Source organism: Aeromonas sp. 130281 (assembly GCF_056642115.1).
Genome location: NZ_JBWVQS010000004.1, coordinates 240,937 through 262,468 on the forward strand (window position 1 = coordinate 240,937; position 21,532 = coordinate 262,468).

Annotated in this window: 17 protein-coding genes and 1 pseudogene; 11 read left to right on the forward strand and 7 right to left on the reverse strand. The window is 64.9% G+C overall.

The annotated features are described in order from the left end of the window. Positions 1-27 precede the first annotated feature (27 nt). Complete coding sequence (gene metB / locus AC1IN8_RS13110) at positions 28-1,206, forward strand: cystathionine gamma-synthase (protein ID WP_139433955.1); 1,179 nt, start codon at positions 28-30, stop codon at positions 1,204-1,206. After that, entirely contained in the window at positions 1,206-3,674 is a 2,469-nt protein-coding gene (locus AC1IN8_RS13115) for a bifunctional aspartate kinase/homoserine dehydrogenase II (RefSeq protein ID WP_247625496.1), read from the forward strand. The genes metB and AC1IN8_RS13115 overlap by 1 nt, the downstream gene beginning before the upstream one ends. 230 nt (positions 3,675-3,904) lie before the next feature. Here AC1IN8_RS13115 and AC1IN8_RS13120 read toward each other — a convergent pair whose 3' ends face one another. Both AC1IN8_RS13120 and AC1IN8_RS13125 read right to left on the reverse strand, forming a co-directional pair. After that, positions 3,905-4,594: an LrgB family protein gene (locus AC1IN8_RS13120; protein WP_479759054.1), complete on the reverse strand. Its 690-nt coding sequence runs from the start codon at positions 4,592-4,594 to the stop codon at positions 3,905-3,907. Then, positions 4,587-4,988 carry a CidA/LrgA family protein gene (locus AC1IN8_RS13125; RefSeq protein WP_042648380.1) on the reverse strand — a complete coding sequence of 134 codons (402 nt, stop codon included), beginning with the start codon at positions 4,986-4,988 and terminating at the stop codon, positions 4,587-4,589. Before AC1IN8_RS13125 ends, AC1IN8_RS13120 begins: the two co-directional genes overlap by 8 nt. 125 nt (positions 4,989-5,113) lie before the next feature. Here AC1IN8_RS13125 and AC1IN8_RS13130 point away from each other — a divergent pair. Continuing rightward, positions 5,114-5,997, forward strand: a pseudogene (locus AC1IN8_RS13130) (LysR substrate-binding domain-containing protein). Positions 5,998-6,000: 3 nt separating this feature from the next. Here the strand turns inward: AC1IN8_RS13130 and AC1IN8_RS13135 are convergent. Both AC1IN8_RS13135 and pdxR read right to left on the reverse strand, forming a co-directional pair. Next, positions 6,001-6,912 (reverse strand): hypothetical protein, encoded by a 912-nt coding sequence (locus tag AC1IN8_RS13135; protein WP_479759056.1) that lies wholly within the window; start codon positions 6,910-6,912, stop codon positions 6,001-6,003. A gap of 415 nt (positions 6,913-7,327) precedes the next feature. Beyond that, positions 7,328-8,755 (reverse strand): MocR-like pyridoxine biosynthesis transcription factor PdxR, encoded by a 1,428-nt coding sequence (gene pdxR, locus AC1IN8_RS13140; protein ID WP_479759058.1) that lies wholly within the window; start codon positions 8,753-8,755, stop codon positions 7,328-7,330. A gap of 276 nt (positions 8,756-9,031) precedes the next feature. Here pdxR and AC1IN8_RS13145 point away from each other — a divergent pair, with 276 nt between their 5' ends. The 4 genes from AC1IN8_RS13145 (at position 9,032) to AC1IN8_RS13160 (ending at position 12,158) form a co-directional block, all read left to right on the forward strand. Beyond that, positions 9,032-9,499 (forward strand): OsmC family protein, encoded by a 468-nt coding sequence (locus AC1IN8_RS13145; protein ID WP_479759060.1) that lies wholly within the window; start codon positions 9,032-9,034, stop codon positions 9,497-9,499. 17 nt (positions 9,500-9,516) lie between these two features. Further along, a complete protein-coding gene (locus AC1IN8_RS13150; RefSeq protein ID WP_319917235.1) occupies positions 9,517-9,966 on the forward strand; it encodes a rhodanese-like domain-containing protein in 450 nt (149 codons plus the stop codon). After that, entirely contained in the window at positions 9,956-10,678 is a 723-nt protein-coding gene (locus AC1IN8_RS13155) for a GNAT family N-acetyltransferase (protein WP_479759062.1), read from the forward strand. The genes AC1IN8_RS13150 and AC1IN8_RS13155 overlap by 11 nt, the downstream gene beginning before the upstream one ends. 214 nt (positions 10,679-10,892) lie before the next feature. Then, the gene (locus AC1IN8_RS13160; protein WP_479759063.1) at positions 10,893-12,158 is read left to right on the forward strand and encodes a DUF1479 domain-containing protein; all 1,266 of its coding nucleotides are present in this window, start codon (positions 10,893-10,895) and stop codon (positions 12,156-12,158) included. 119 nt (positions 12,159-12,277) lie between these two features. On the opposite strand, the gene ybaK is transcribed toward AC1IN8_RS13160, so the two are convergent. Beyond that, positions 12,278-12,739 (reverse strand): Cys-tRNA(Pro) deacylase, encoded by a 462-nt coding sequence (gene ybaK, locus AC1IN8_RS13165; protein ID WP_139433963.1) that lies wholly within the window; start codon positions 12,737-12,739, stop codon positions 12,278-12,280. A gap of 198 nt (positions 12,740-12,937) precedes the next feature. Here ybaK and AC1IN8_RS13170 point away from each other — a divergent pair, with 198 nt between their 5' ends. After that, complete coding sequence (locus AC1IN8_RS13170) at positions 12,938-14,419, forward strand: GGDEF domain-containing protein (protein WP_479759066.1); 1,482 nt, start codon at positions 12,938-12,940, stop codon at positions 14,417-14,419. A gap of 94 nt (positions 14,420-14,513) precedes the next feature. Here AC1IN8_RS13170 and ppc read toward each other — a convergent pair whose 3' ends face one another. Together ppc and argE are read right to left on the reverse strand one after the other, a co-directional pair. Beyond that, complete coding sequence (ppc, locus tag AC1IN8_RS13175) at positions 14,514-17,147, reverse strand: phosphoenolpyruvate carboxylase (protein ID WP_479759068.1); 2,634 nt, start codon at positions 17,145-17,147, stop codon at positions 14,514-14,516. Between the two features lie 214 nt (positions 17,148-17,361). Further along, positions 17,362-18,507: an acetylornithine deacetylase gene (gene argE, locus AC1IN8_RS13180; RefSeq protein WP_479759070.1), complete on the reverse strand. Its 1,146-nt coding sequence runs from the start codon at positions 18,505-18,507 to the stop codon at positions 17,362-17,364. Positions 18,508-18,768: 261 nt separating this feature from the next. On the opposite strand from argE, the gene argC reads away from it, so the two are divergent. The 3 genes from argC to AC1IN8_RS13195 are packed head-to-tail and all read left to right on the forward strand — an operon-like array spanning position 18,769 to position 21,516. After that, entirely contained in the window at positions 18,769-19,776 is a 1,008-nt protein-coding gene (gene argC / locus AC1IN8_RS13185) for an N-acetyl-gamma-glutamyl-phosphate reductase (protein ID WP_139433967.1), read from the forward strand. A gap of 23 nt (positions 19,777-19,799) precedes the next feature. Then, positions 19,800-20,579 (forward strand): acetylglutamate kinase, encoded by a 780-nt coding sequence (gene argB / locus AC1IN8_RS13190; RefSeq protein ID WP_005324857.1) that lies wholly within the window; start codon positions 19,800-19,802, stop codon positions 20,577-20,579. Between the two features lie 25 nt (positions 20,580-20,604). Beyond that, positions 20,605-21,516 (forward strand): ornithine carbamoyltransferase, encoded by a 912-nt coding sequence (locus tag AC1IN8_RS13195; RefSeq protein WP_162519097.1) that lies wholly within the window; start codon positions 20,605-20,607, stop codon positions 21,514-21,516. The last annotated feature ends 16 nt before the right edge of the window (positions 21,517-21,532 follow it).

A 21,532-nucleotide genomic window follows, 5' to 3' on the forward strand; every position in this document is an offset into this window, starting at 1 on the left:
CTCCGGCAACACATCAAGGAGAGTGACATGACCCACAAGGCCACCCTGGCGGTACGCACCGGGATTGAGACAGACACACAACACGGTGCCGTGGTGCCCCCCATCTACCTCTCCAGCAACTACACCTTTGCCGACTTTGGCGAGCCTCGTCAATACGATTATGCCCGCTCGGGCAACCCGACCCGCACCAATCTGGCGGACGCCCTGGCGGCCCTGGAAGGGGGCGCCGGCGCAGTGGTGACCGGCACCGGCATGGGGGCCGTCCACCTGGTGACCACGGCCCTGCTCAAGGCGGGGGATCTGCTGATCGCCCCCCACGACTGCTACGGCGGCACCTGGCGCCTGTTCGAGTACCTGGCGGCCAAGGGCCACTACCGGGTGCAGTTCGTCGATCAGGGGGACGAGGCGGCGCTCGCCGAGGCCCTGGCGCAGCAACCGGCCCTGGTGTGGGTAGAGACCCCCTCCAACCCCCTGCTGCGGGTGGTGGACGTGGCCGCCATCGCCGCCGCTTCCCATGAGGTGGGTGCCAAAGTGGTGGTGGACAACACCTTCCTCTCCCCGCTGCTGCAACAGCCGCTCTCGCTGGGTGCCGACGTGGTGGTGCATTCGACCACCAAGTACATCAACGGCCATTCCGACGTGGTGGGCGGGGTCGCGATTGCCAAGGAGGCCGAGCTGGCCGAGTCCCTGGTATGGTGGGCCAACTGTCTGGGGCTCACCTCCGGCGCCTTCGACTCCTACCTCACCCTGCGTGGCCTGCGCACCCTGGCGCCGCGCCTGCGTGCCCATCAGGAGAACACGGACAGGATCCTGGCCTTCCTGCAGCAGCAGCCGCTGGTCAAAAAAATCTATCATCCCAGCCTGCCGAGCCACCCGGGCCACGAGATTGCGCGCCGTCAACAGTCCGGCTTCGGCGCCATGCTAAGTTTTGAACTCGATTGCAACGAGACGGGGCTGCGCGCCTTCCTCGCGGCGCTGCGCCTCTTCTCGGTGGCGGAATCCCTCGGCGGGGTGGAGAGTCTGGTGGCCCATCCGGCCAGCATGACCCACAGGGCCATGACTCCGGCGGCGCAGCAGGCGGCGGGCATCAGCGCCCAGTTGCTGCGCCTCTCGGTGGGCATAGAACACGGTGAAGACCTGGTGGCCGATCTGGCTCAAGGCTTTGAACAGGCGCAGTTGGCACAACAGGCAGAGCAGGTGAAGTAATGGAACAGCAACAGCAAGGAGAGAGTGCGGTGGCGGCAGAGAGAGCCTTGAAGCGGCGTCATGTGCACAAGTTTGGCGGCAGCAGTCTGGCGGATCCTGTCTGCTATCGCCGGGTCGCCAGCATTCTCGAACAACAGGCCGAGCAGCAGGGCGGGGGCAGGGAGCTGGTGGTGGTCTCCGCCGCCGGCAAGACCACCAACCGGCTGATCCAGCTGGTGGAGCTGGCCGAGGCGGGTGACGAGGCCGCAGGGGAAGCCATCACTGCCCTGCACGCCTACCAGCAGAGCCTGATCGACGGCCTGCTGGAGGGGGAGTTGCTGCTCGACTTGAGCCAGCAGCTGACCGACGACATGCAGCAGATCGCCAAGACCCTGGAAGGGCAGTTTGATCGCTTCGAGCGCAACGGTCTGCTGGCCTTTGGCGAGGTGTGGTCGGCGCGCCTGCTGGCCGCCCTGCTCAGCAGCCGCGGCGACAAGGCCATCTGGCTTGACGCCCGCAGCTTCCTGCGCGCCGAGGATGGCGCCCTGGTCAAGGTCAATACCGCCATCTCCAGCGAGCTGCTCAAGGCCCGCCTGGCGGAGCATCCCGGTCGCATAGTGGTGACCGGCTTCATCGCCGCCGACATGGAGGGGCGCTCCCTGCTGCTCGGTCGCAACGGCTCCGACTACAGCGCCAGCCTGCTGGCCGCCCTGGCGGACGGGGAGTCCACCACCATCTGGAGCGACGTTGCCGGTGTCTACAGCGCCGATCCGCGCCGGGTGAAGGAGGCGCGCCTGCTGGAGCGCCTGAGCCTGGCGGAGGCCAACGAGCTGGCCCGCCTCGGCTCCTCCGTGCTCCATTCCCGTACCCTGCAACCGGTGGCCGACAGCCGCCAGCGCCTCACCCTGCGCTGCAGCTACAACCCGGACGAGGGCTGCACCCACATACTGCGCCGGGCGCCGCGCTCCGGCGGGGCGCGCATCGTCTCCTCGGTGGATCAGATAGCCCTCATCGAGCTCAAGGTGCTGCCCCAGACAGGTTATGAGCAGACGGTGGCGGCTATCGAGGCCCATCTGGCCCGCCATCGCCTCCACCCGCTCACCCTGCAGCGCCAGCCGGATCGGCGGGTGCTGCGCCTGGCCTACACCCTGGAGGTGGCACAAGGGGCCTTCGAGGTGCTGCGGGACTTCCAGCTGCAGGGCAGCTTCACTGGCCTCATCCAGAAGGAGGGGTTCAGCCTGGTGGCCCTGGTGGGGGCAGGGGTGACCGACAACGCCGAGCAGTGTCACCGCTTCTACCAGCTGCTGGCGGATCAGCCCCTGGAGTTCGTCCAGGTGGCCAGAGATGGCCTGAGCCTGGTGGCCGTGCTGCGCCAGGTGGTGCTGGAGCCCCTGCTCATCGCCCTGCACAGCGCCCTGTTCAGCCGCCCGACCCGGGTCGGTCTGGTGGTGTTCGGCAAGGGCAACATAGGGGGTCACTGGCTGGCACTCTACGCCCGGGAGAAGGCGCGGCTCGAGCACGAGCTCAATCTGGCGCTCACCCTCTACGGGGTGTTCGACTCCAAGGGCGGCCTGCTGGATGAAGAGGGGCTGGATCCCCTCAAGGTGCGCGACAACTTCAACCCCAGGCCGCTTATCTGGCCGGAGCTGCTCTCCCAGCTGGAGCAGCACGGTTTTGACTCCCTGATCGCCCTCGACATGACCGCCAGCGAGACGGTGAGCCGCTACTACCCGGACTTCGCCCAGCTCGGCTGCCACATCATAGCGGCCAACAAGTTTGCTGGCGCCGCCGACAGCGAGTTCTACCAGCGCATCAAGCAGAGCTGCCGCGATCATCAGGTGCAGTGGCGCTACAACGCCACCGTGGGGGCCGGGTTGCCCATCCAGTCCAGCATCCAGATGCTGCGCCAGAGCGGGGATCGCATCCAGGGAGTCTCCGGCATCTTCTCCGGCACCCTCTCCTGGCTGTTCCAGCAGTATGACGGCAGCCGCCCCTTCTCCGAGCTGGTGGACGAGGCCTGGCAGCACGGTCTGACCGAGCCGGATCCCCGGGAGGATCTCTCCGGTCAGGACGTGCGCCGCAAGCTGCTCATCCTGGCGCGGGAGGCGGGCTTCGAGCTCGACTCCGCCGACATCGAGCTGGAGAACCTGGTGCCCGTCTCCCTGCGCAAGGTGAGCACGGATCAGTTCATGGACAGGCTCAAGGAGCTGGATGATCCCATCCAGACCGCGTTCGAGGGGGCACGCCGGGTCGGCAAGGTGCTGCGCTACGTCGCCCGCTTCGAGCACGACGGCAAGGCGCGGGTCGGGCTGGAGACCCTGGAGCCCCACCATCCGTTCGCCAACCTCCTGCCCTGCGACAACGTGTTCGCCATCGAGAGCGACAGCTATCGCACCAACCCCCTGGTCATTCAGGGGCCGGGAGCGGGGCGCGAGGTGACGGCCGCCGCCATCCAGTACGACTTGTGGCAGATCTGCGCCAGCCTGTAAGAACCTGTTCACGATCTTACTGCGAGGTCGTGATCAAGGCTCATGTGCTGCTCGCTTGTTTGTAACCAAGAGGGCTCACGTATATCTATACGCTCCGGTTCCTGCGCTGCTCTTTACCTTGCTGACGGCCTCTCGCGACAGATCGTAGAAAGGTTCTAAAGCGGTATAACTAAAGAGGAAAACAGAAGAGGCGCCCTTGGGCGCCTCTTCTCGTTGGTGGTCGCAATGCCTTACCAGAACAGCCTGCCCAGCAGGGGGGCGAGCAGCACAGTCGCCATGCCGGCTATCATCATCACCATGCTGGAGACCACCCCCTCCTCGTTGCCCATCTGGTACGCCCTGGCGGTGCCGGCGCCATGGGCGGAGGCGCCAAAACCCGCCCCCTTGCCGAGGCGGCTGCGGATGGCGAGCACCGTCAGCACACTCTCCCCCACCGCCATGCCGATCACCCCGGTCAGCACCACGAACAGGGCGGTGAGATCGGCGTTGCCGCCCACGGAGCGGGTCGCCTCCACCGCGAAGGGGGTGGTGATGGATCGCATGGCCATGCTGCGCTGCAGCAGCTCGGAGAGGTTGAGCCAGCGGGCCAGCAGCACTGTGCTGCCCACCGCCATCACCACAGAGGCGATCACCCCCACCGACAGGGAGAGCCAGTGGCGGCGCATCAGCGCGCGGTTCTCGTAGACGGGCACCGCGAAGGCGACGGTGGCCGGGCCCAGCAGCCAGAGCAGCCAGTGGGATTCGGCCATGTAGTCCTGATAGGGGATGTGGAACAGCACCACCATGGCCACCAGCAGGGCGGGGGCCAGCAGCAGCGGCATCAGGGGCAGGATGCGTTTCTTGCCATAGAGCCACTTGCTGGCGTAGTAGAACAGCAGGGTGAGGGCGAAGCAGAGCAGGCCGAGCAGGGTGTCAGACATGGCGGCGACTCCGGCGGGCCAGCTTCAGCTCCAGGCGATAGACCCTGTCCACCACCAGGGCCGTGGTGCCGAGCACCAGCACAGTGCTTGTTACCAGCACCACCATGATGCGCCACCCCTCCTGCAGCAGCAGATCCTGATAGTTGACCACGGCCACCACGGCGGGCACGAAGAACAGCAGCATCTCCGCCAGCAGCCAGCGGGCCCCGGCGCTGAACCACTGGGCCTTGACCACCCCGAGCAGGATGCAGACCAGCAGCAACAGCATGCCGGTGAGGTTGGCGGGCAGGGGCAGGTGGAAGGTGCGTACCGCGGTGTCGGCCAGCAGCCAGATGGCCGCCAGCAGGGCGATTTGGAAGGGGGTTTGCAACCAGCGAAGGCAGAAGGCTTTCATGATGGGCGTCTTTCTGTGAACCTGGTCACAGTATAAGCGGGGGCCAAACCTGCAAAAAATGAATTTAAATTATGAAAAATATGCCAAATTGGCATTATTTGGCGATCACCCCAGACGAGCGTCCCATGGATATCCGAGCCCTGCGTTACTTTGTCGAACTGGTGCGGGAGAAGAGCTTCACCCGCGCCTCCGAGAAGCTGTTCGTCACCCAGCCCACCATCAGCAAGATGATCCGCAGCATGGAGGAGGAGCTGGGCCAGCCCCTGCTCAATCGGGAGGGGCACAGCTTCACCCTGACCGACAGCGGCCAGGTGCTGTTTGCCCGCGGCCAGCTGATCCTGGCCCAGATGCAGCAGCTGGAGGCGGAGCTTGCGGATCTGCAGAGCCTGCAGCACGGGCGCCTGGCGCTGGGCATCCCCCCATGGTGGGCCACGTCTATGCGGATCTTATCCGCGCCTACCGCAGCCGCTACCCCAAGGTGGAGCTCTCCATCGTCGAGTACGGCGGGCGCCGCATCGAGCAGGCGGTGCTGGAGGGGGAGCTGGATCTCGCCATCACCATGTTGCCGACCAGGGAAGAGGGGGTGCTGAGTGCGCTGGAGCTGGACTGCTATCCCATTCAGGTGGTGCTGCCGGACCTGCCCCGCTGGCGCGGGGAGAGCGAGATCCGGCTGGCGGATCTGCAGGAGGAGCCCTTCCTGCTCTACACCCAGGCCTTCACCCTGAGCGAGCGGCTGGAGCAGTCCTGCCGGCAGGCGGGCTTCGTGCCCCAGGTGGCGGCGCGCAGCAGCCAGTGGGATTTTCTCACCGCCATGGTGCGCAGCGGCATGGGGGTCGCCTTCCTGCCCGAGCCCATCTGCCGGCGGCTGACCCCGGACGGCCTGGTGCTGAGGCCCTTGTTGCCGGAGCTGAGCTGGCGGCTCGGGGTGATCTGGCCCGCGAAGCGCTACCTCTCCCGCACCGCCGAGGCCTGGCTCGCCCTGTGTCGCGAGCAGGGGGCGCGGGGCTAGGCGCTACTTGCCGATCTTGTCCCCCTTGTCGTGGGGAGGCACACCGAAGGCATCCCGGACCGGATCATAGAGATAGGATCTGTAGTCGCTCCCCTCGCCGGGCAGCTGGGGGTTGCTCAGCCTGAACAGCTGGCGCGCGGCCAGCTGGGTGAACGCCAGGGAGGGTTGGAAGTGCTGGCGCCAGAGCCGTTTGAGTGAACCATCCTGCCAGGCCAGCCGCAGGCCGAGCTGGATGCGCTCGCGCTCCTTGTCGTAGGTGGCATGGCTGTAGAAGGCGTGGATCAGCGGGTAGAAGAGGGCCACATGGCGATCGACGGCGAGGGTCGGCAGCCTGGGGTGGTGGGTCTCCCACTCCGCCAGTATCTCGTTGGCGCCGCGACAGAAGAGATCGACCCGGCCGCGGGCCACCATGCGAAACAGCGACTCGTAGTTGTCCACCTCCTGCACCTGGAAGCCGTTGTGGCGCAGGATGTCGGCATCCTGCCACTCCTTGCCTGTCCCCTGACTGAACGCCTGAAGCTGGGCCAGGGTACGAACCCCGGCCAGATCCTTGGCGCGGTCAGCCGCGACGAAGCAGACCCGGTAACCGAGAATGCCGAGATCGATGGGGAAGGGGATCAGGCTGACCTCGGGGTGAGGCGTCTTTTGGGGCCAGCTGTCGACGATGAAGAGGGCACTCTTGCCCGGTTTTTGCACCTCGAGCCGCATCCGCGCCTTGTTCATCTTGAGGGAGTCACGCAGTTCGTAGTCGCCGTATTGCTGGCGGGTCTTCTCCAGCGCCAGCCGCATCGCCTCCCGGTAGTAGTCCATGCGGGCATCCTGTTCGTTTTCCGGGCTGAGCAGGGTAAATCGGGTGGCCGCCATCGGGGAGGAGGAGAGGGAGAGCATGAGGAGCAGGAGCAGGAGTCGATACATCTTGGCCGGGTTCTACAACGGGATTGTGCCCATTATAGTTCGCTGCCCCACCGGCGACACAGCCCTATTGGCCCCGGGCTCCTCTGACCTCTGGGCCTGGCCCCAGACGGCTTTCATAAGCAAACCCGATTGGCGACACAGTGCGATTGTCCCCGGCTTCTCTGACCTCTGAACCCTGCCCCAGACGGCTTTCATAAGCAAACCCGATTGGCGACACAGTGCGATTGTCCCCCGATTTCTCTGACCTCTGGGACTGGCCCCAGACGGCTTTCATAAGCAAACCGGATTGGCGACACAGTGCGATTGTCCCCCCGGCTCCTCTGACCTCTGGGTCTGGTCCCAGACGGCTTTCATAAGCAAACCCGATTGGCGACACAGTGGATTGCCCCAACGCCTCTGACTTGTGTGGCTCGTCTCAGACGGTTTCCATCAGGGCACCCAGCTGGCGACACAGCCGGCGCAGGGTCTGGTTGTCGAGGCAGCCGAAGCCGAGCAGCCAGCCCTCCCGGGTGGGAGGGGCGAGGTGATACTGGCGCAGGGGGCGCAGCCCCAGCCCCCGAGCGTTGGCCGCCTCTGTCCAGCGGGCCTCGCCCCCGGCGGGGAGCAGCACGGCGCACTGCAGCCCGGCGCCGCTGTGGATGGGGGTAAGCCTGGGGCAGTGTTCGGCCAGCTCGGCCAGCAGCAGATCCCGCCGGCTCTGGTAGACGAGGCGGCTCTGACGCAGGTGGGTGGCGAAGTGCCCGGCGCGGATGAAGTCCGCGGTGACCGCCTGCTGCAGCTGGTTGCTGTGGCCGTCGACGGCGGCGCGGGCCCGGCTGAAGGCCTCCATCAGGGGGCGTGGCAAGACCAGGTAGGCGAGGCGTAAGGAACCAAACAGCACCTTGCTGAAGGTGCCCACATAGAGGACGCGCCCCTGGCTATCCAGTCCCTGTAGGGCGGGGAGCGGCCGCTGATCGTACTGGTACTCCCCGTCGTAGTCGTCCTCGAGGATCCAGGCCCCGCGCCGTTCGGCCTCCGCCAGCAGCGCCATGCGGCGCGGCAGGCTCATGGGGACCCCGAGGGGGTACTGGTGGGCCGGGGTGCAGTAGATGAGCCTGGGGCTGGGATGTTCACCGGCAGGGTTGAGCCCCTCGGCGTCCACCGGCACCGGGTGGATGCGGGCGCCGGCGCTCTCCATGGCGGTGCGGGCCCCAGGATAACCCGGATCCTCCACCCAGACTGTATCACCGGCATCGATGAGCAGCTGGGTCGCCAGCAATATGCCCTGCTGGGAGCTGGTGAGGATCAGGATCTGCTCCGGCTCGCACACCACGCCCCGCGACTGCACCAGGTAGCTGCTGATGGCGGTGCGCAGCTCCCCAAGCCCTTGCGGATCCCCGTAATTCATCCAGTCGCTGGCCCCCCGGCGCCACTGCTGCTGCATCAGGCGACCCCAGAGTGCCTGGGGAAAGAGGCGGGGATCCGGCTGGCTGGAGGCAAAGGAGTTGCCCACCTCGGGCACCTCGTGGCAGGCCCCCCCTTGCGCCAGCTCCTGACCACGGCGGGAGAGCCCCGCCGCCGACTGGGGCGGGCGCGGAGCTGGGCGCACCGCCGCCAGGGCGACGAAGCTGCCGGCCCCCACCTTGCGCACCAGATACCCCTCCGCCTCCAGCCGGCCATAGGCCAGCTCCACAGTGCTGCGGGAGACGCCGAGATCCCGGGCCAGCATGCGGCTGGCCGGCAGCCTGCCGTGCAGCGGCAGATGTCCCGCCAGTATTGCCTCACGCAGGGTGCGCACCAGCTGTTCGTGCAAGGGAAGATCGTTTTGCTGCTGGTCGGCAAAGAGGGTCGGCAGAACTGTCATGATTGGCCTCCGCGGGGCCGGGGCAGATGGCCCCCCCATCCGGATATCGCCTCCCGCAGGGTGCGCACCAGTTGCTCGTGCAGGGGAAGATCGTTTTGCTGCTGGTCGGCAAAGAGGGTCGGCAGGACTGTCATGGCACTTCCCGTTGCGGATAAATTGGTCTGCCCATATTGGCAAAATTGGTCGGCGTGGCAAGGCCATTTTGTCGCTACATTGGTGGACAAGGAAGTGAAGCAACCCCATTGGCAACACACATTGGCTACAGAAGGAGTCTGCATGTCGGAATACAGTGCCACCATCAGCTGGCAGCGAGGGGCCAGCGAGCCCTTTGTCGATCAGCGCTACAGCCGGGCCCACGAGTGGACGTTTGACGGCGGGGTCAGGGTGCCCGCCTCCTCCTCCCCCCATGTGGTGCCCTTGCCTTACTCGGTGGCCGAGCACGTGGATCCCGAGGAGGCCTTCGTCGTATCCCTCTCCAGCTGTCACATGCTGACCTTCCTCTGGCTGGTCGCCAGGGCGGGTTATCTGGTGGAGAGCTACCGGGATGAGGCCGTCGGCGTCATGGAGCCGAACGAGCGGGGCCGCCAGTCCATCACCCGCGTCACCCTGCGCCCCAGGGTGGTGTTTGGTGGCGAACGCCGGCCCGATCTGGCCGCGCTGGAGCGGCTGCACCACCAGGCCCACGAGGAGTGCTTTATCGCCAACTCGGTCAACACCGTCGTCACCACAGAGATAGCACTGTAATCACAAGGAGGTTCAGGATGAGTCATGTATTGAGTACCGGGGTTGCGAGCCCGCTGGAGGCCAGCGCCTTCTTCGAGGCCCAGTTGAAGTTTCGCACCGATCCGGCGGATCTCGCCGCCGATCTGCTGGCCGGGGAGGCGGGTGAGGGGGGCAGCATAGTGGTCATCGACACCCGCTCCCCCGCGCACTACGCCGAGGGCCATATTCCGGGCGCCATCTCCTTCCCCCATCGCACCATGAGCCCGGCGACCACCCAGGGGCTGTCGCGGGACAGTGTCTATGTCTGCTACTGCGATGGCATCGGCTGCAACGGCTCGACCCAGGGAGCGTACAAGCTGGCGGCCCTGGGTTTCAGGGTCAAGGAGCTGATCGGCGGCCTGCACTGGTGGCGCCAGGACGGCTTCGCCGTCGCCACCGGCAGCGAACCTGGGGTGCTGCTGGAAGGGGGGATCGCCTGTGCCTGCTGAACCACTTTTCAACGGCCATGGCCAGCCCCTGGGGAGTGCGCTGCCAGACTGGCGGGGTGCCGAGTTTCCCCCTCACCGCGTGCTGAGCGGCTGGGGCTGTCGCCTGGAACCGCTCGATCCCGAGCGCCACGGCGGCAGCCTGTGGCAGGCCTTCAGTGCCGACAGCGGGGCAATGTGGACCTATCTCACCAGCGGCCCCTTCGAGGACGAGGCGGCCATGCTGGCCTGGCTGCGAGGCGTCGCCGCCAAGGTCGATCCCCAGTTCTATGCCATTGTCGATGCGGGGAGCGGCCGGGCGCTGGGGCTCGCCAGCTACCTGCGCATCGACCCCGTCGCGGGCAGCGTGGAGGTGGGCTGGCTGCACTTCTCGCCGGCCCTGCAGCAGTCGCGGCTGGCGACGGCGGCCATGGCGCTGATGATGGCCAATGCCTTCGCCCTGGGGTATCGCCGCTACGAGTGGAAGTGCAACGCGCTCAACGGGCCTTCGCACAAGGCGGCGCTGCGCCTCGGCTTCAGTTACGAGGGGACCTTCCGCCAGGCCCGGGTGGACAAGGGCCACAGTCGGGATACCGCCTGGTTCTCGGTGATAGACGGCGAGTGGCCCGCCCTGAAGGGCTGTTTCGAGCGCTGGCTGGCGGATGCCAACTTCGACGAGCAGGGGCGCCAGCGGCTGCGACTCTCCGAGCTGACCGCCGAAGTGCACCGCACCTAGGCGAATGAGTGGTAGCGACAAGGGCGGCATCGAGCCGCCCTTGTCATCTCCCCAGCCATCTCCCTTCTCTGCACGCGGGCCACCTTCAGGTCCCGAAGCAACCTAGCCTTTCTCTTTACATCTTCCCCCTTGCATTAACTTCCGCTTACTGTATTTTACATTTAAAGATTTTAGTCTTTCGAACGAAAGTAAAGGGAAGGGAGCGAGGGATATCATGGCTGACACTTTTACCTGTGAAACACTGCCCGCCGATCACAAGGCGGCTATCCGCGAGATGAAGCGGGCGCTGCGCGCCCGGCTTGGCGATGTGAACGCGCTGTTTCGGCGGCTGAGCCAGAGGATCGAAGAGCGCCTTGCCGAGATTGAACGGCTGAAGGCGAGTGGAGACCCCGTGTGGCCGGTGCTCGATTATCGCGATGTCGCCGCAGGCTGCGTGCCGGAGTCGGTGCGCGAGCTGATCAAGCGGCGGGGTTGTGCCGTCATCAAGGGCCATTTCCCCCGCGAGCAGGCGCTGGCCTGGGATCAGTCGATGCTGGCGTACCTGGACCATAACCGCTTCGACGACATCTACCAGGGCCCCGGCGACAGCTTCTTCGGCTCCCTGGAGGCCTCGCGGCCCGAGATCTATCCCATCTACTGGTCACAGGCACAGATGCAGGCACGCCAGAGCGAGCAGATGGCGTCGGTGCAGTCTTTCCTCAACCGGCTCTGGACCTTCGAGCGCGATGGCAAGCGGTGGTTCGACCCCGACATCAGCGTGATCTATCCGGACCGGATCCGCCGCCGCCCGCCCGGCACGACCTCGAAGGGGTTGGGGGCCCATACCGACTCGGGGGCGCTGGAGCGCTGGCTGCTGCCGGCCTACCAGCGGGTATTCGCCAGGGTCTTCGATGGCCGGCTCGACAGCTATGATCCCTGGGATGCCGCGCACCGCACCGAGGTGGATGAGTATACGGTCGACAACACCACCAAGTGCTCCGTCTTCCGCACCTTCCAGGGGTGGACCGCGCTCTCCGACATGATCCCGGGGCAGGGTTTGCTCCATGTGGTACCCATTCCCGAGGCGATGGCGTACATATTGCTGCGTCCGCTGCTGGACGACGTGCCGGAAGACGAGCTCTGCGGCGTCGCGCCGGGCAGGGTATTGCCCGTCTCCGAGCAGTGGCACCCCTTGTTGATCAAGGCCCTGACCTCGATCCCTGCGCTGGAGGCGGGTGATTCCGTCTGGTGGCACTGCGATCTCATCCATTCGGTGGCCCCGGTCACCGACCAGCAAGGCTGGGGCAACGTGATGTATATACCGGCGGCGCCCATGTGCGACAAGAACCGGGTCTATGCGCACAAGGTGAGGGCGGCGCTGGAGCTTGGCGTCTCGCCGGGCGACTTCCCGCGGGAGGACTACGAGACCGACTGGCGTGATCGCTTCACCCCGGCCGATCTGAACCGCAATGGCCGACGGGCGCTGGCGATGGAGGATTGATGGCCTCCTTCGCCAGCTGTATAGGGTTGGCGCCTTGAGGCGCGACCCGTCACGGGACAGGGAGAAACGACAAGGGCGGCCATCGGGCCGCCCTTGTCCTCTGTATCGCTTGCGCAGCATCACTCGCCTATGGGGGCGGCAATCCAGTTCATCAGGCGCACCATGTCCTCCGGGGCTACCCCGACCGAGAGGCCGCGCTTGCCGCCACTCACCAGTATCTCGTCAAAGGCCATGGCGGAGTCGTCCAGCACGGTCGGCAGCAGCTTCTTCTGGGCCAGCGGGCTGATGCCCCCCACCTTGTAACCGGTCAGCTTCTCGGCGTCGGCCGGCTTCATCATCTCCACCTTCTTGAGCCCGGTGGCCTTGGCGAGCTGCTTGAGGCTGCACATGCCGGAGGAGGGGACTATGGCGACCACCGCCTGCTTGTCGTGGTGGGCCAGCAGAGTCTTGAACACCTGAGCCTGGGGCAGGCCCAGCTGGGTCGCGGCATGCTTGCCGAAATCGTCGTGGGCCTCGCACTCGTAGGGGTAGAGCTTGTGGGGGATCTTGAGCTTCTTCAGCAGGTTGATGGCGGGTGTCATGGGGTCTCCTCGGGCCGGAACAAGGCCAGACAGTCTGCGCCCGGGTGACGGGCATGGCAAGTGGCAGCCCTCGATGGCGCGCATCTCGAGCGTGCCCCAATAGCGAAACGGCCTCGTCACACCTATGATCTGGGGCTGTCTCTTCCCCTGCCTATACTGGCTGTGATCAGGTGTTGGCGATCGAAAGGAATCCTGGCCATGAATACCCCGGTAAACAGCTTCATCGACATGGGTCCCCTGGGGCGTTATGACGCCCTTGCCCGGCTGACCGCCCTGGACCGGGCCTATGGCATAGTCGAGTTCGATCTCGATGGCCGCATGGTGTCGGTCAACGGGTTGTTCTGCGACCTCCTCGGCTATGGGTCCGAGGAGATGATAGGCCAGTCCCATCTGTTGTTTCTTCCCCCCGAGCAGCAGGAGAAGCACGATAGCTTCTGGCAGGGGGTACTCAGCGGCGAGATCCGCTCGGGGGAGTTTCGCCGCATCATGCGCGGGGGCAGCAGTGTCTGGATCCATGCCACCTACATGCCCGTCACCGACGAGGCGGGGACCCTGCTCGGGGTGATCAAGCTGGCCCACGACATCACCTCAGAGGTGCTGGCCAAGCAACGGGTCGAGCAGCAGAGCCAGCTGTTCGACATCGTCGTGGCCGCCCACCAGAGCTTTCTGCTCGATCGCAATCTTGGCTCTGCCTGCGACACCGTGTTCGAACGGCTGCTGAGCGTCAGCCAGAGCGCCTACGGCTTCATCGGCATCATCCAGTACGAAGAGGATCGCCCCAGCCTCTACATCCCCTCCATCTCCAACATCTCCTGGGACGAGGCGACCCACGCCTGGTACGAGCAGCAACGCCAGAGCCGAGGGGGGCTCATCTTCAGCAAGCTCGACAACCTGTTCGGCCACGTGGTCACTCACAACACCCTGGTGTGCTGCAACGATCTGCCGAGTCATCCGGCGAGTCGCGGCGTCTCTCCCCGGGGTCATCCCCATCTGGACAGCTTTCTCGGCATCCCCATCCGTCACAAGGGGGAGGCCATCGGCATGATAGCCCTGGCCAACCGCCCGGGCGGCTTCGACGAAACCCTGGTGAGCTTGCTGGAGCCGCTCACCACTGCCCTGGGCACCCTGATCCACGCCCGCAATCTGGAGGACGAGCGCAGCCGCATGGAGCGGGTACTGCGCTTCAACGCCGAGCACGACTTTCTCACCAGGCTGCCCAATCGCAGCAGCTTCTTCAGCCAGGCCAATGTGCTGCTCGAGCACATCCAGCGCCATCCGGCCGAGGGGGAAGCCTGTTGCCTGGCCCTGATCGACATCGACTTCTTCAAGCAGATCAACGATGAACATGGTCACCTTGCCGGGGATGCGGTGCTCGAGGAGCTGGCCCGTCTGCTGATGCAGGCGGTGCGCAGCCAGGATCTGGTGGCGAGGTTCGGCGGGGAGGAGTTCATCATGCTGCTGCGCGGCACCACCCTGGAGGAGGCCCGCGCCATCATGGATCGCACCCGCCAGCAGATAGAGCAGCACCCCTTCCTGCATCAGCACCAGGCAATAGCCGTCACCATCAGCGTGGGCCTCACCCCCTATCAGATGAGCTACCGCTGCATGGATGACTGGCTGCTGTGCGTGGATCAGCGCCTCTACGAGGCCAAGCGCCGGGGACGCAACCGGATTGCCTAGGCTGGTTGCCAGCAGAAAACACAGGATTCATGCAACGAGAAAGGGCGCCGAGGCGCCCTTTTATGTCAGGAAATGAAGCTGGATAGCCCGGCCATCAACCCGTGTTGCGCATGCCTGCAGCTATACCGGCGATGGTGACCATCAGCGCCTGATCCAGCTCGGGGTGCAGGGTCTCAGGGTTCTTGCGCGAGCGGCCAAGCAGCTCGACCTGCAGCACGTTGAGCGGGTCTGTGTAGGGGTTGCGCAGCTTGATGGACTCCTTGATCCAGGGCTGGTCGTCCAGCAGGTCTCCCTGCGGGCGCAGCTCCAGCACCACCTGGATGGAGTCGGCAAGCTCCTGACGCAGCTGCTTGCCGAGGGCCCACAGCTCTTGCGGCACCAGACGGGTGTCGTAGTACTCCGCCAGCCAGAGGTCGGCTTTGAGGAACACCATCTCCAGCATCTCGAGACGGGTGCGGAAGAAGGGCCACTGGCGGCTCATCTCGTCCAGCACGCTCTTCTGACCGTCATCTATGGCCTGCTGCAGCCCCTTGTGGGCACCGAGCCAGGCCGGCAGCATCAGACGGTTCTGGGTCCAGGCGAAGATCCAGGGGATGGCGCGCAGGCTCTCGACGCCGCCGTTGGGCTTGCGCTTGGCGGGACGGGAACCGAGCGGCAGCTTGCCGAGCTCCATCTCCGGGGTGGCGGCGCGGAAGTAGGGCACGAAGTCCGGGTGGCCGCGCACTATGCTGCGGTAGTGATCGCAGGAGACGGTGGCCAGCTGCTCCATCACGGCGCGCCAGCACTCCTTGGGCTTGGGCGGCGGCAGCAGGTTCCCCTCCAGCACGGCGCTGGTGTAGAGGTTCAGGCTGTGGATGGCGACCTTGGGCAGACCGAACTTGAAGCGGATCATCTCCCCCTGTTCGGTGACCCGCAGGCCGCCGCGCAGGGATCCCGGCGGTTGGGACAGGATCGCCTGATGGGCGGGGGCGCCGCCGCGACCCACGGTACCGCCACGGCCATGGAACAGGGTGAGGCGGATGTTGTTGGCTTCAGCCAGCCCCACCAGGGATTCCATGGCGGCGTACTGGGCCCAGCCGGCGGCCATCATGCCCGCGTCCTTGGCGGAATCCGAGTAGCCGATCATCACGTACTGGCGACCCTGGATGTAGCCACGATACCAGTCCACCGACAGCAGGCGATCCATCACGGCGGTGCCCGCCATCAGATCTTCCTGGGTCTCGAACAGCGGCGCCACCGGCATGCGGAACTTGCAACCCGCCTCTTTCAGCAACAGCTGCACCGCCAGCACGTCGGACGGGGCACCGGCCATGGAGATGATGTAGATGCCGAACGCATCCGGGTCGTGACCGGCGATCACCCGGCAGGTGTCTATGGTCTCGCGGGTCTCGTCGCTCGGTGCCCAGTCGGTGGGGATCAGCGGGCGGCGGGAGTTCAGCTCGTTGAGCAGGAAGGCCTGCTTGTCGTCCTCGCTCCACTCGGCGTAGTCCCCCATGCCGAGGTAGCGGGTCAGCTCGGAGAAGACCTGACCGTGACGCTCGCCATCCTGGCGGATGTCCAGCTTGACCAGATGGATGCCGAAGCAGGCCAGCTTGCGCAGCACGTCCAGCAGCATGCCGTCGGCGATGTTGCCCATGCCGCAGGCGTGCAGGGAGTGGTAGCAGAGCTCCAGCGGCTCGCGCAGCTGGGCGGTGCTCTTGATGAGATCGCGGCTCTCGCTCGCCTGACCCTGCACCTTGGCGGTGAGGAACTCCTGGGTCTCGCGCAGCTGTTCGCGCAGCTCGCGCACCAGGGCGCGGTAGGGCTCGGGGTTGTCGCCGACCCGGGCGCGCACGGCCTCGGTACAGTCGGCCATGGAGAGCTCGGAGGTGAGCTCCTTGATGTCCTTGTAGAAGAGGTTGACCGCCATCCAGCGGCCCAGCTCCAGCACCTCGGCGGTCACCTTGGCGGTGACGAAGGGGTTGCCGTCGCGGTCACCGCCCATCCAGGAGGTGAACTTGACCGGCGCGGCATCCAGGGGCAGTCGCACACCCAGGTGGTGTTGCAGACGCTCGTCCAGGTTGCGCATGAATTCGGGAATGGCCGGCCACAGGCTGTTTTCCACCACGGCGAAGCCCCACTTGGCCTCGTCCACCGGGGTCGGACGCTGCTCGCGGATCTCGTTGGTGTGCCAGGCCTGATTGACCAGCTGTTCGATGCGATTGAGGATCTTGTCCCGCTCGCGGGGCAGCAGATCGGAGAGCTCCAGCGCTTCCAGGCAGTCGTTGAGCTGGACGTGCTTGTGGATCAGGGTACGACGGGTCACCTCTGTGGGGTGGGCGGTCAGCACCAGATCGATGTCCAGCTCGCGCACCGCCTGGATGATGGCTTCCTGGGAGAGGTTGGACGCCTTGAGCTTGGCGAACATCTGCTCCAGGGGATCCGGGGTGCAGACCTGCTCTTCGCAGCGGCGAGAGATGGTGTGGAACTGCTCCGCCACGTTCGCAAGGTTGAGGAACTGGCTGAAGGCGCGGGCCACCGGCAGCAGCTCGTCATCGGAGAGGGTGCGCAGGGTCTCGAGCAGGCGCTCTCTGTCTGCCTCGTTCCCCTTGCGGGAAGACTTGGCCAGTTGACGAATGGTCTCAATCTTGTCGAGGAAGGCCTGCCCCTGATGATCCTTGATGGACTTGCCCAGCAGTTGGCCCAACATGCCTACGTTGGCCCGTAGTGCGGCGTACTTTTCGTTCATTCCACATCCTTATTTTGTTGGTGCCCCCTGACCTTCCAGGCGGGAGGCGACCTCACTTATTGTTGTGCGATTACAACATATGCTCCGTCATCTTAGGGGGACAATCTACCCAGATTGTCTGCGCAAGGTCAAATAACAAGCCGATTCAGAACATGTATTTCCCTCACCTGTCCCGTCCCGGCATGTCATGTAACTTACTTACATTCCCGTCGAGCTAGACGCAGAAACGCCGGATCAGGTGCTGCAGCACCGCCGTGGTCGGTTTGACGAACGACAGATCCAGGTACTCGTCCGGCTGATGGGCCTGGGTGATATGGCCCGGGCCCATCACTATGGTCTCGCAGCCAAGCTGCTGAATAAAGGGGGCCTCGGTGCAATAGTTCACGGATTGCGCGGTGCGGCCGCTCGCCTTCTCGGCCTCGCGTACCAGATCCGAGTCATCCTCGCAGGCATAGGCCGGAATGGGCTCGTGCAGGTGCTGCAGGTGCAGGCAGCCCGGCTGGTGGATCTCGATGGGGGAGAGGGCTTCTTTGAGCATGCCCATCAGCTCGTCGGGGCCCACCTGGGGGGTGGGGCGCATGTCGATGTGCAGCTCGCAGCAGCCGCAGATGCGGTTCGGGCTGTCGCCCCCCTGGATGTAGCCGAGGTTCAGAGTGGGCTGAGGCACCGCAAAGCGGTGGTCGGCGTAGCGATCCTTGAGGTCTCGTTGCAGCTTGAGCACCTGGCCCATGGCCTGGTGCATGATCTCCATGGCGTTGACGCCGTTGGCGGGATCCGAGCTGTGGCCGCTCCTGCCCGTGATGCGGATCGCCTCCGACATGTGCCCCTTGTGAGCCACCACGGGCACCAGGCCGGTGGGTTCACCTATCACCGCATAGTCGGGTTTGATCTCGGCGGCCGCGGCGATGGCACGGGCCCCCGCCATGGTGGTTTCCTCGTCGGCGGTGGCCAGGATGCGCAGCGGCTTGCTGAGGGTGGTCAGATCGATATCTTTCAGCGCCTCCACGATAAAGGCGAAGAAGCCCTTCATATCGATGGTGCCGAGCCCATATAAGCGGTTGCCCTCCTCGGTCACCTTGAAGGGATCCTTGCTCCAGCCCCCCTCGTCAAAGGGCACAGTATCTGTGTGACCCGCCAGCAGCAGACCCCCTTCCCCCTGGCCATAGCTGGCCACCAGGTTGAACTTGCCCGGCAGGTCGGGCAGCGCCGTCACCTCGCACTGGAAGCCGAGCTGGCCGAACCAGTCGGCCAGCAGCCGGATCACCGCCTCATTGCTCTGATCCCAGCGGGGATCCGTGCTGCTGATTGAGGGAATCGCAATAATATTCTTATAAAGTGAAAAAAAATCCAGATTGGCCATCAGCTCCTCCTTGCGTCCCCGGAGTGTTTCTGTTAGAAAATACAAATGCAAAGTGAGTGCATGAATATTCTGTTCAGGTGCTCATCAACAAGGCTTCTAGTTGTAAGGGAAAGTTAATGTTCTGTCACCTGATCTGTAACCGACGACGCATATCCGCCTGAATTGCCCCTCCGCACTCGTTGCATCTAAGGGGCGATAGCCGACCCCTTGCACCGCAGCACCACGCTGTGAATTTCGAACCCAGACTTGGAATACTCAAACATGCTCAATACCGTTATCGTCGGTGCCAGTGGCTACGCGGGGGCCGAACTGGCCGCACTGGTCCAGAACCATCCAGAGCTTAAGCTGTTCGGCCTCTATGTCTCCGCCGGCAGCCAGGACGCCCACAAGCGTTTCTCTTCCCTGCATCCCCAGTGGGTCGGTGAGCTGGATCAGCCGCTGCTGCCGCTGGACGAGGACGGCATGACCCGGATCCTGACCCAGGCCGACCTGGTGCTACTGGCCACCGCCCACGAGGTGAGCGCCGAGCTCGCCCCCAAGTTCCTGGCCAAGGGGCTGCCGGTGTTCGATCTCTCCGGCGCCTTCCGGGTCAAGGATCAGGGGTTCTACGCCTCCTTCTACGGCTTCACCCACGAGAGTGAGCAGTGGCTGGATCAGGCCGTCTACGGTCTGGCGGAGTGGAATGCCGATGCCATTGCCGCCGCCCAGCTGATTGCGGTGCCCGGCTGCTACCCGACCGCGTCCCTCTGCGCCCTCAAGCCGCTGCAGCAGGCCGGCCTGATTGCCGAGGGATGGCAGCCCATCATCAACGCGGTGTCCGGTGTCTCCGGGGCCGGTCGCAAGGCCGCCATCAACACCAGCTTCTGCGAAGTGAGCCTGAGCCCCTATGGCACCTTCAATCACAGACACCAGCCGGAGATCAGCCACCACCTCGGCAAGGGGGTGCTGTTCCAGCCCCACCTTGGCAACTATGTGCGGGGCATACTGGCCACCATCTATGTGCAACTGGCGGACGGGGTGACGCAGACCCAAGTAGATCAAGCCTATCTCAAAGCCTATGAAGGCAAGCCCCTGGTGCGCCTCACCGGCCAGATGCCCTCCATCCGTGGCGTGGCCAATACCCCTTACTGCGACCTCGCCTGGCAGCAGCAGGGCAACATGCTGGTGGTGGTGTCCGCCATCGACAACCTGCTCAAGGGCGCCGCCTCCCAGGCGATGCAGTGCATAAATATCAAGTTTGGTTTTGAACCGGCCACCGGCCTGATTTAACGCTTTAAGGAAGGATCGAGAAGATGGACAAGCAGACGCTGGTAATCAAGTTGGGCGGCGCCCTGATCGAGAACGACGAGGCGCTGACCGCCCTGTTCGCCACCCTGAAAACCTTCCTGGACGATCAGCACCGTCCCCTGGTGCTGGTGCACGGTGGTGGCTGCCTGGTGGATGACCTGCTCAAGGGGCTGGGGATGACCTCCACCAAGAAGAACGGCCTGCGGGTCACCCCGTTCGAGCAGATCCCCTTCATCGCCGGGGCCCTGGCGGGCACCGCGAACAAGATGATGATGGCCAAGGCCATCGCCACCGGCATCCCTGCGGTGGGGCTCTGTCTCGCCGACGGCGGCCTGTGCCAGGTGACCCAGCTCGATCCGGATCTCGGCGCCGTCGGTGACTGCCAGCCGGGCAACCCGGCGCTGGTGGCCGGGATCCTGGGACAGGGCTTCCTGCCGGTGGTGAGCTCCATCGGCATCACCGCCGACGGCCAGCTGATGAACGTCAACGCGGATCAGGCTGCCACGGCGATTGCCGAGGCGCTGGGCGCCGATCTGGTGATGCTGTCGGATGTGAGCGGCATCCTGGATGGCAAGGGCAAGCTGGTGCCGCAGCTGGACAAACAGAGCGCGCTGGACCTGATGGAGAAGGGCGTGATTCGCGATGGCATGGCGGTCAAGGTGAAGGCCGCCCTGCATGCCGCCGAGACCCTGGGCAAGCCGGTCTGTGTCGCCAGCTGGCGCTACCCGGACCAACTGCTCAAGCTGCTGGCGGGTGGCGCCGTCGGCACCCAAGTCACCCTCTAACCCTGGCCGGAAAAAGGAACATCCGATGCAACATCTTCTGAAAGACAGTGACTTGAGCAAGGCCCAGATAGAGGCGCTGATCGCCCTGGGCAAATCGGTCAAGGCGGACCCCAAGAAGTACGGCCAGGCGCTGGCAGGCAAGAGCGTGGTCACCCTGTTCGAGAAGCCCTCCCTGCGCACCCGGGTCACCTTCGACATCGGCATCGCCCGGCTGGGCGGTCACAGCGTCTACCTGGATCAGCAGAACGGCGCGCTCGGCAAGCGGGAGTCGGTGAAGGATTTCGCCGCCAACCTGTCGCGCTGGTGTGACGCCATCGTCGCGCGGGTGTTCGATCACCAGACTCTGGTCGAGCTGGCGGAGCATGGCTCTGTGCCGGTGGTGAACAGCCTGTGCAACCTCTACCACCCCTGCCAGGGGCTGGCGGACTTCATGACCATCAGCGAGCACTACGCGGATCTGTCCAAGGTGAAGCTGGCGTATCTGGGCGATGGCAACAACGTCAGCCACTCCCTGCTGCTGCTGGGGGCGACCCTCGGCACCGACGTGACCCTGGTCTGCCCCAAGGGCCACGGCCCGGATACCCAGATCTTCCTGCAGGCCCAGGCGCTGGCGGCGCAATCTGGCGCGCACATCAACATCAGCGATGACGTGGGCGCCATCGAAGGCTTCGACGTGGTTTATACCGACACCTGGGTTTCCATGGGTGACAACACACCAATGGAGCAGGTAAAAGATATCTTCATGCCTTATCAGATCAACCAGGCCCTGCTCGATCGCACCGGCATCGCCCACGTGCTGCATTGTCAGCCGGCGCATCGGGAGCTGGAGATCACCTCGGAGGTCATGGACGGACCAGCCTCCCTCATCATGGATGAGGCAGAAAACCGGATGCATATCCAGAATGCCGTGCTGCTGACGCTGTTGGGTCATAAATAAGCCGGCGACCGACCCT

Coding starts and splice junctions, on each gene's coding strand:
- metB (WP_139433955.1), top strand. CDS start 28: ATGACCCACAAGGCCACCCTGGCGGTACGCACCGGGATTGAGACAGAC.
- AC1IN8_RS13115 (WP_247625496.1), top strand. CDS start 1,206: ATGGAACAGCAACAGCAAGGAGAGAGTGCGGTGGCGGCAGAGAGAGCC.
- AC1IN8_RS13120 (WP_479759054.1), bottom strand. CDS start 4,594: ATGTCTGACACCCTGCTCGGCCTGCTCTGCTTCGCCCTCACCCTGCTG.
- AC1IN8_RS13125 (WP_042648380.1), bottom strand. CDS start 4,988: ATGAAAGCCTTCTGCCTTCGCTGGTTGCAAACCCCCTTCCAAATCGCC.
- AC1IN8_RS13135 (WP_479759056.1), bottom strand. CDS start 6,912: ATGTATCGACTCCTGCTCCTGCTCCTCATGCTCTCCCTCTCCTCCTCC.
- pdxR (WP_479759058.1), bottom strand. CDS start 8,755: ATGACAGTTCTGCCGACCCTCTTTGCCGACCAGCAGCAAAACGATCTT.
- AC1IN8_RS13145 (WP_479759060.1), top strand. CDS start 9,032: ATGTCGGAATACAGTGCCACCATCAGCTGGCAGCGAGGGGCCAGCGAG.
- AC1IN8_RS13150 (WP_319917235.1), top strand. CDS start 9,517: ATGAGTCATGTATTGAGTACCGGGGTTGCGAGCCCGCTGGAGGCCAGC.
- AC1IN8_RS13160 (WP_479759063.1), top strand. CDS start 10,893: ATGGCTGACACTTTTACCTGTGAAACACTGCCCGCCGATCACAAGGCG.
- ybaK (WP_139433963.1), bottom strand. CDS start 12,739: ATGACACCCGCCATCAACCTGCTGAAGAAGCTCAAGATCCCCCACAAG.
- AC1IN8_RS13170 (WP_479759066.1), top strand. CDS start 12,938: ATGAATACCCCGGTAAACAGCTTCATCGACATGGGTCCCCTGGGGCGT.
- ppc (WP_479759068.1), bottom strand. CDS start 17,147: ATGAACGAAAAGTACGCCGCACTACGGGCCAACGTAGGCATGTTGGGC.
- argE (WP_479759070.1), bottom strand. CDS start 18,507: ATGGCCAATCTGGATTTTTTTTCACTTTATAAGAATATTATTGCGATT.
- argC (WP_139433967.1), top strand. CDS start 18,769: ATGCTCAATACCGTTATCGTCGGTGCCAGTGGCTACGCGGGGGCCGAA.
- argB (WP_005324857.1), top strand. CDS start 19,800: ATGGACAAGCAGACGCTGGTAATCAAGTTGGGCGGCGCCCTGATCGAG.
- AC1IN8_RS13195 (WP_162519097.1), top strand. CDS start 20,605: ATGCAACATCTTCTGAAAGACAGTGACTTGAGCAAGGCCCAGATAGAG.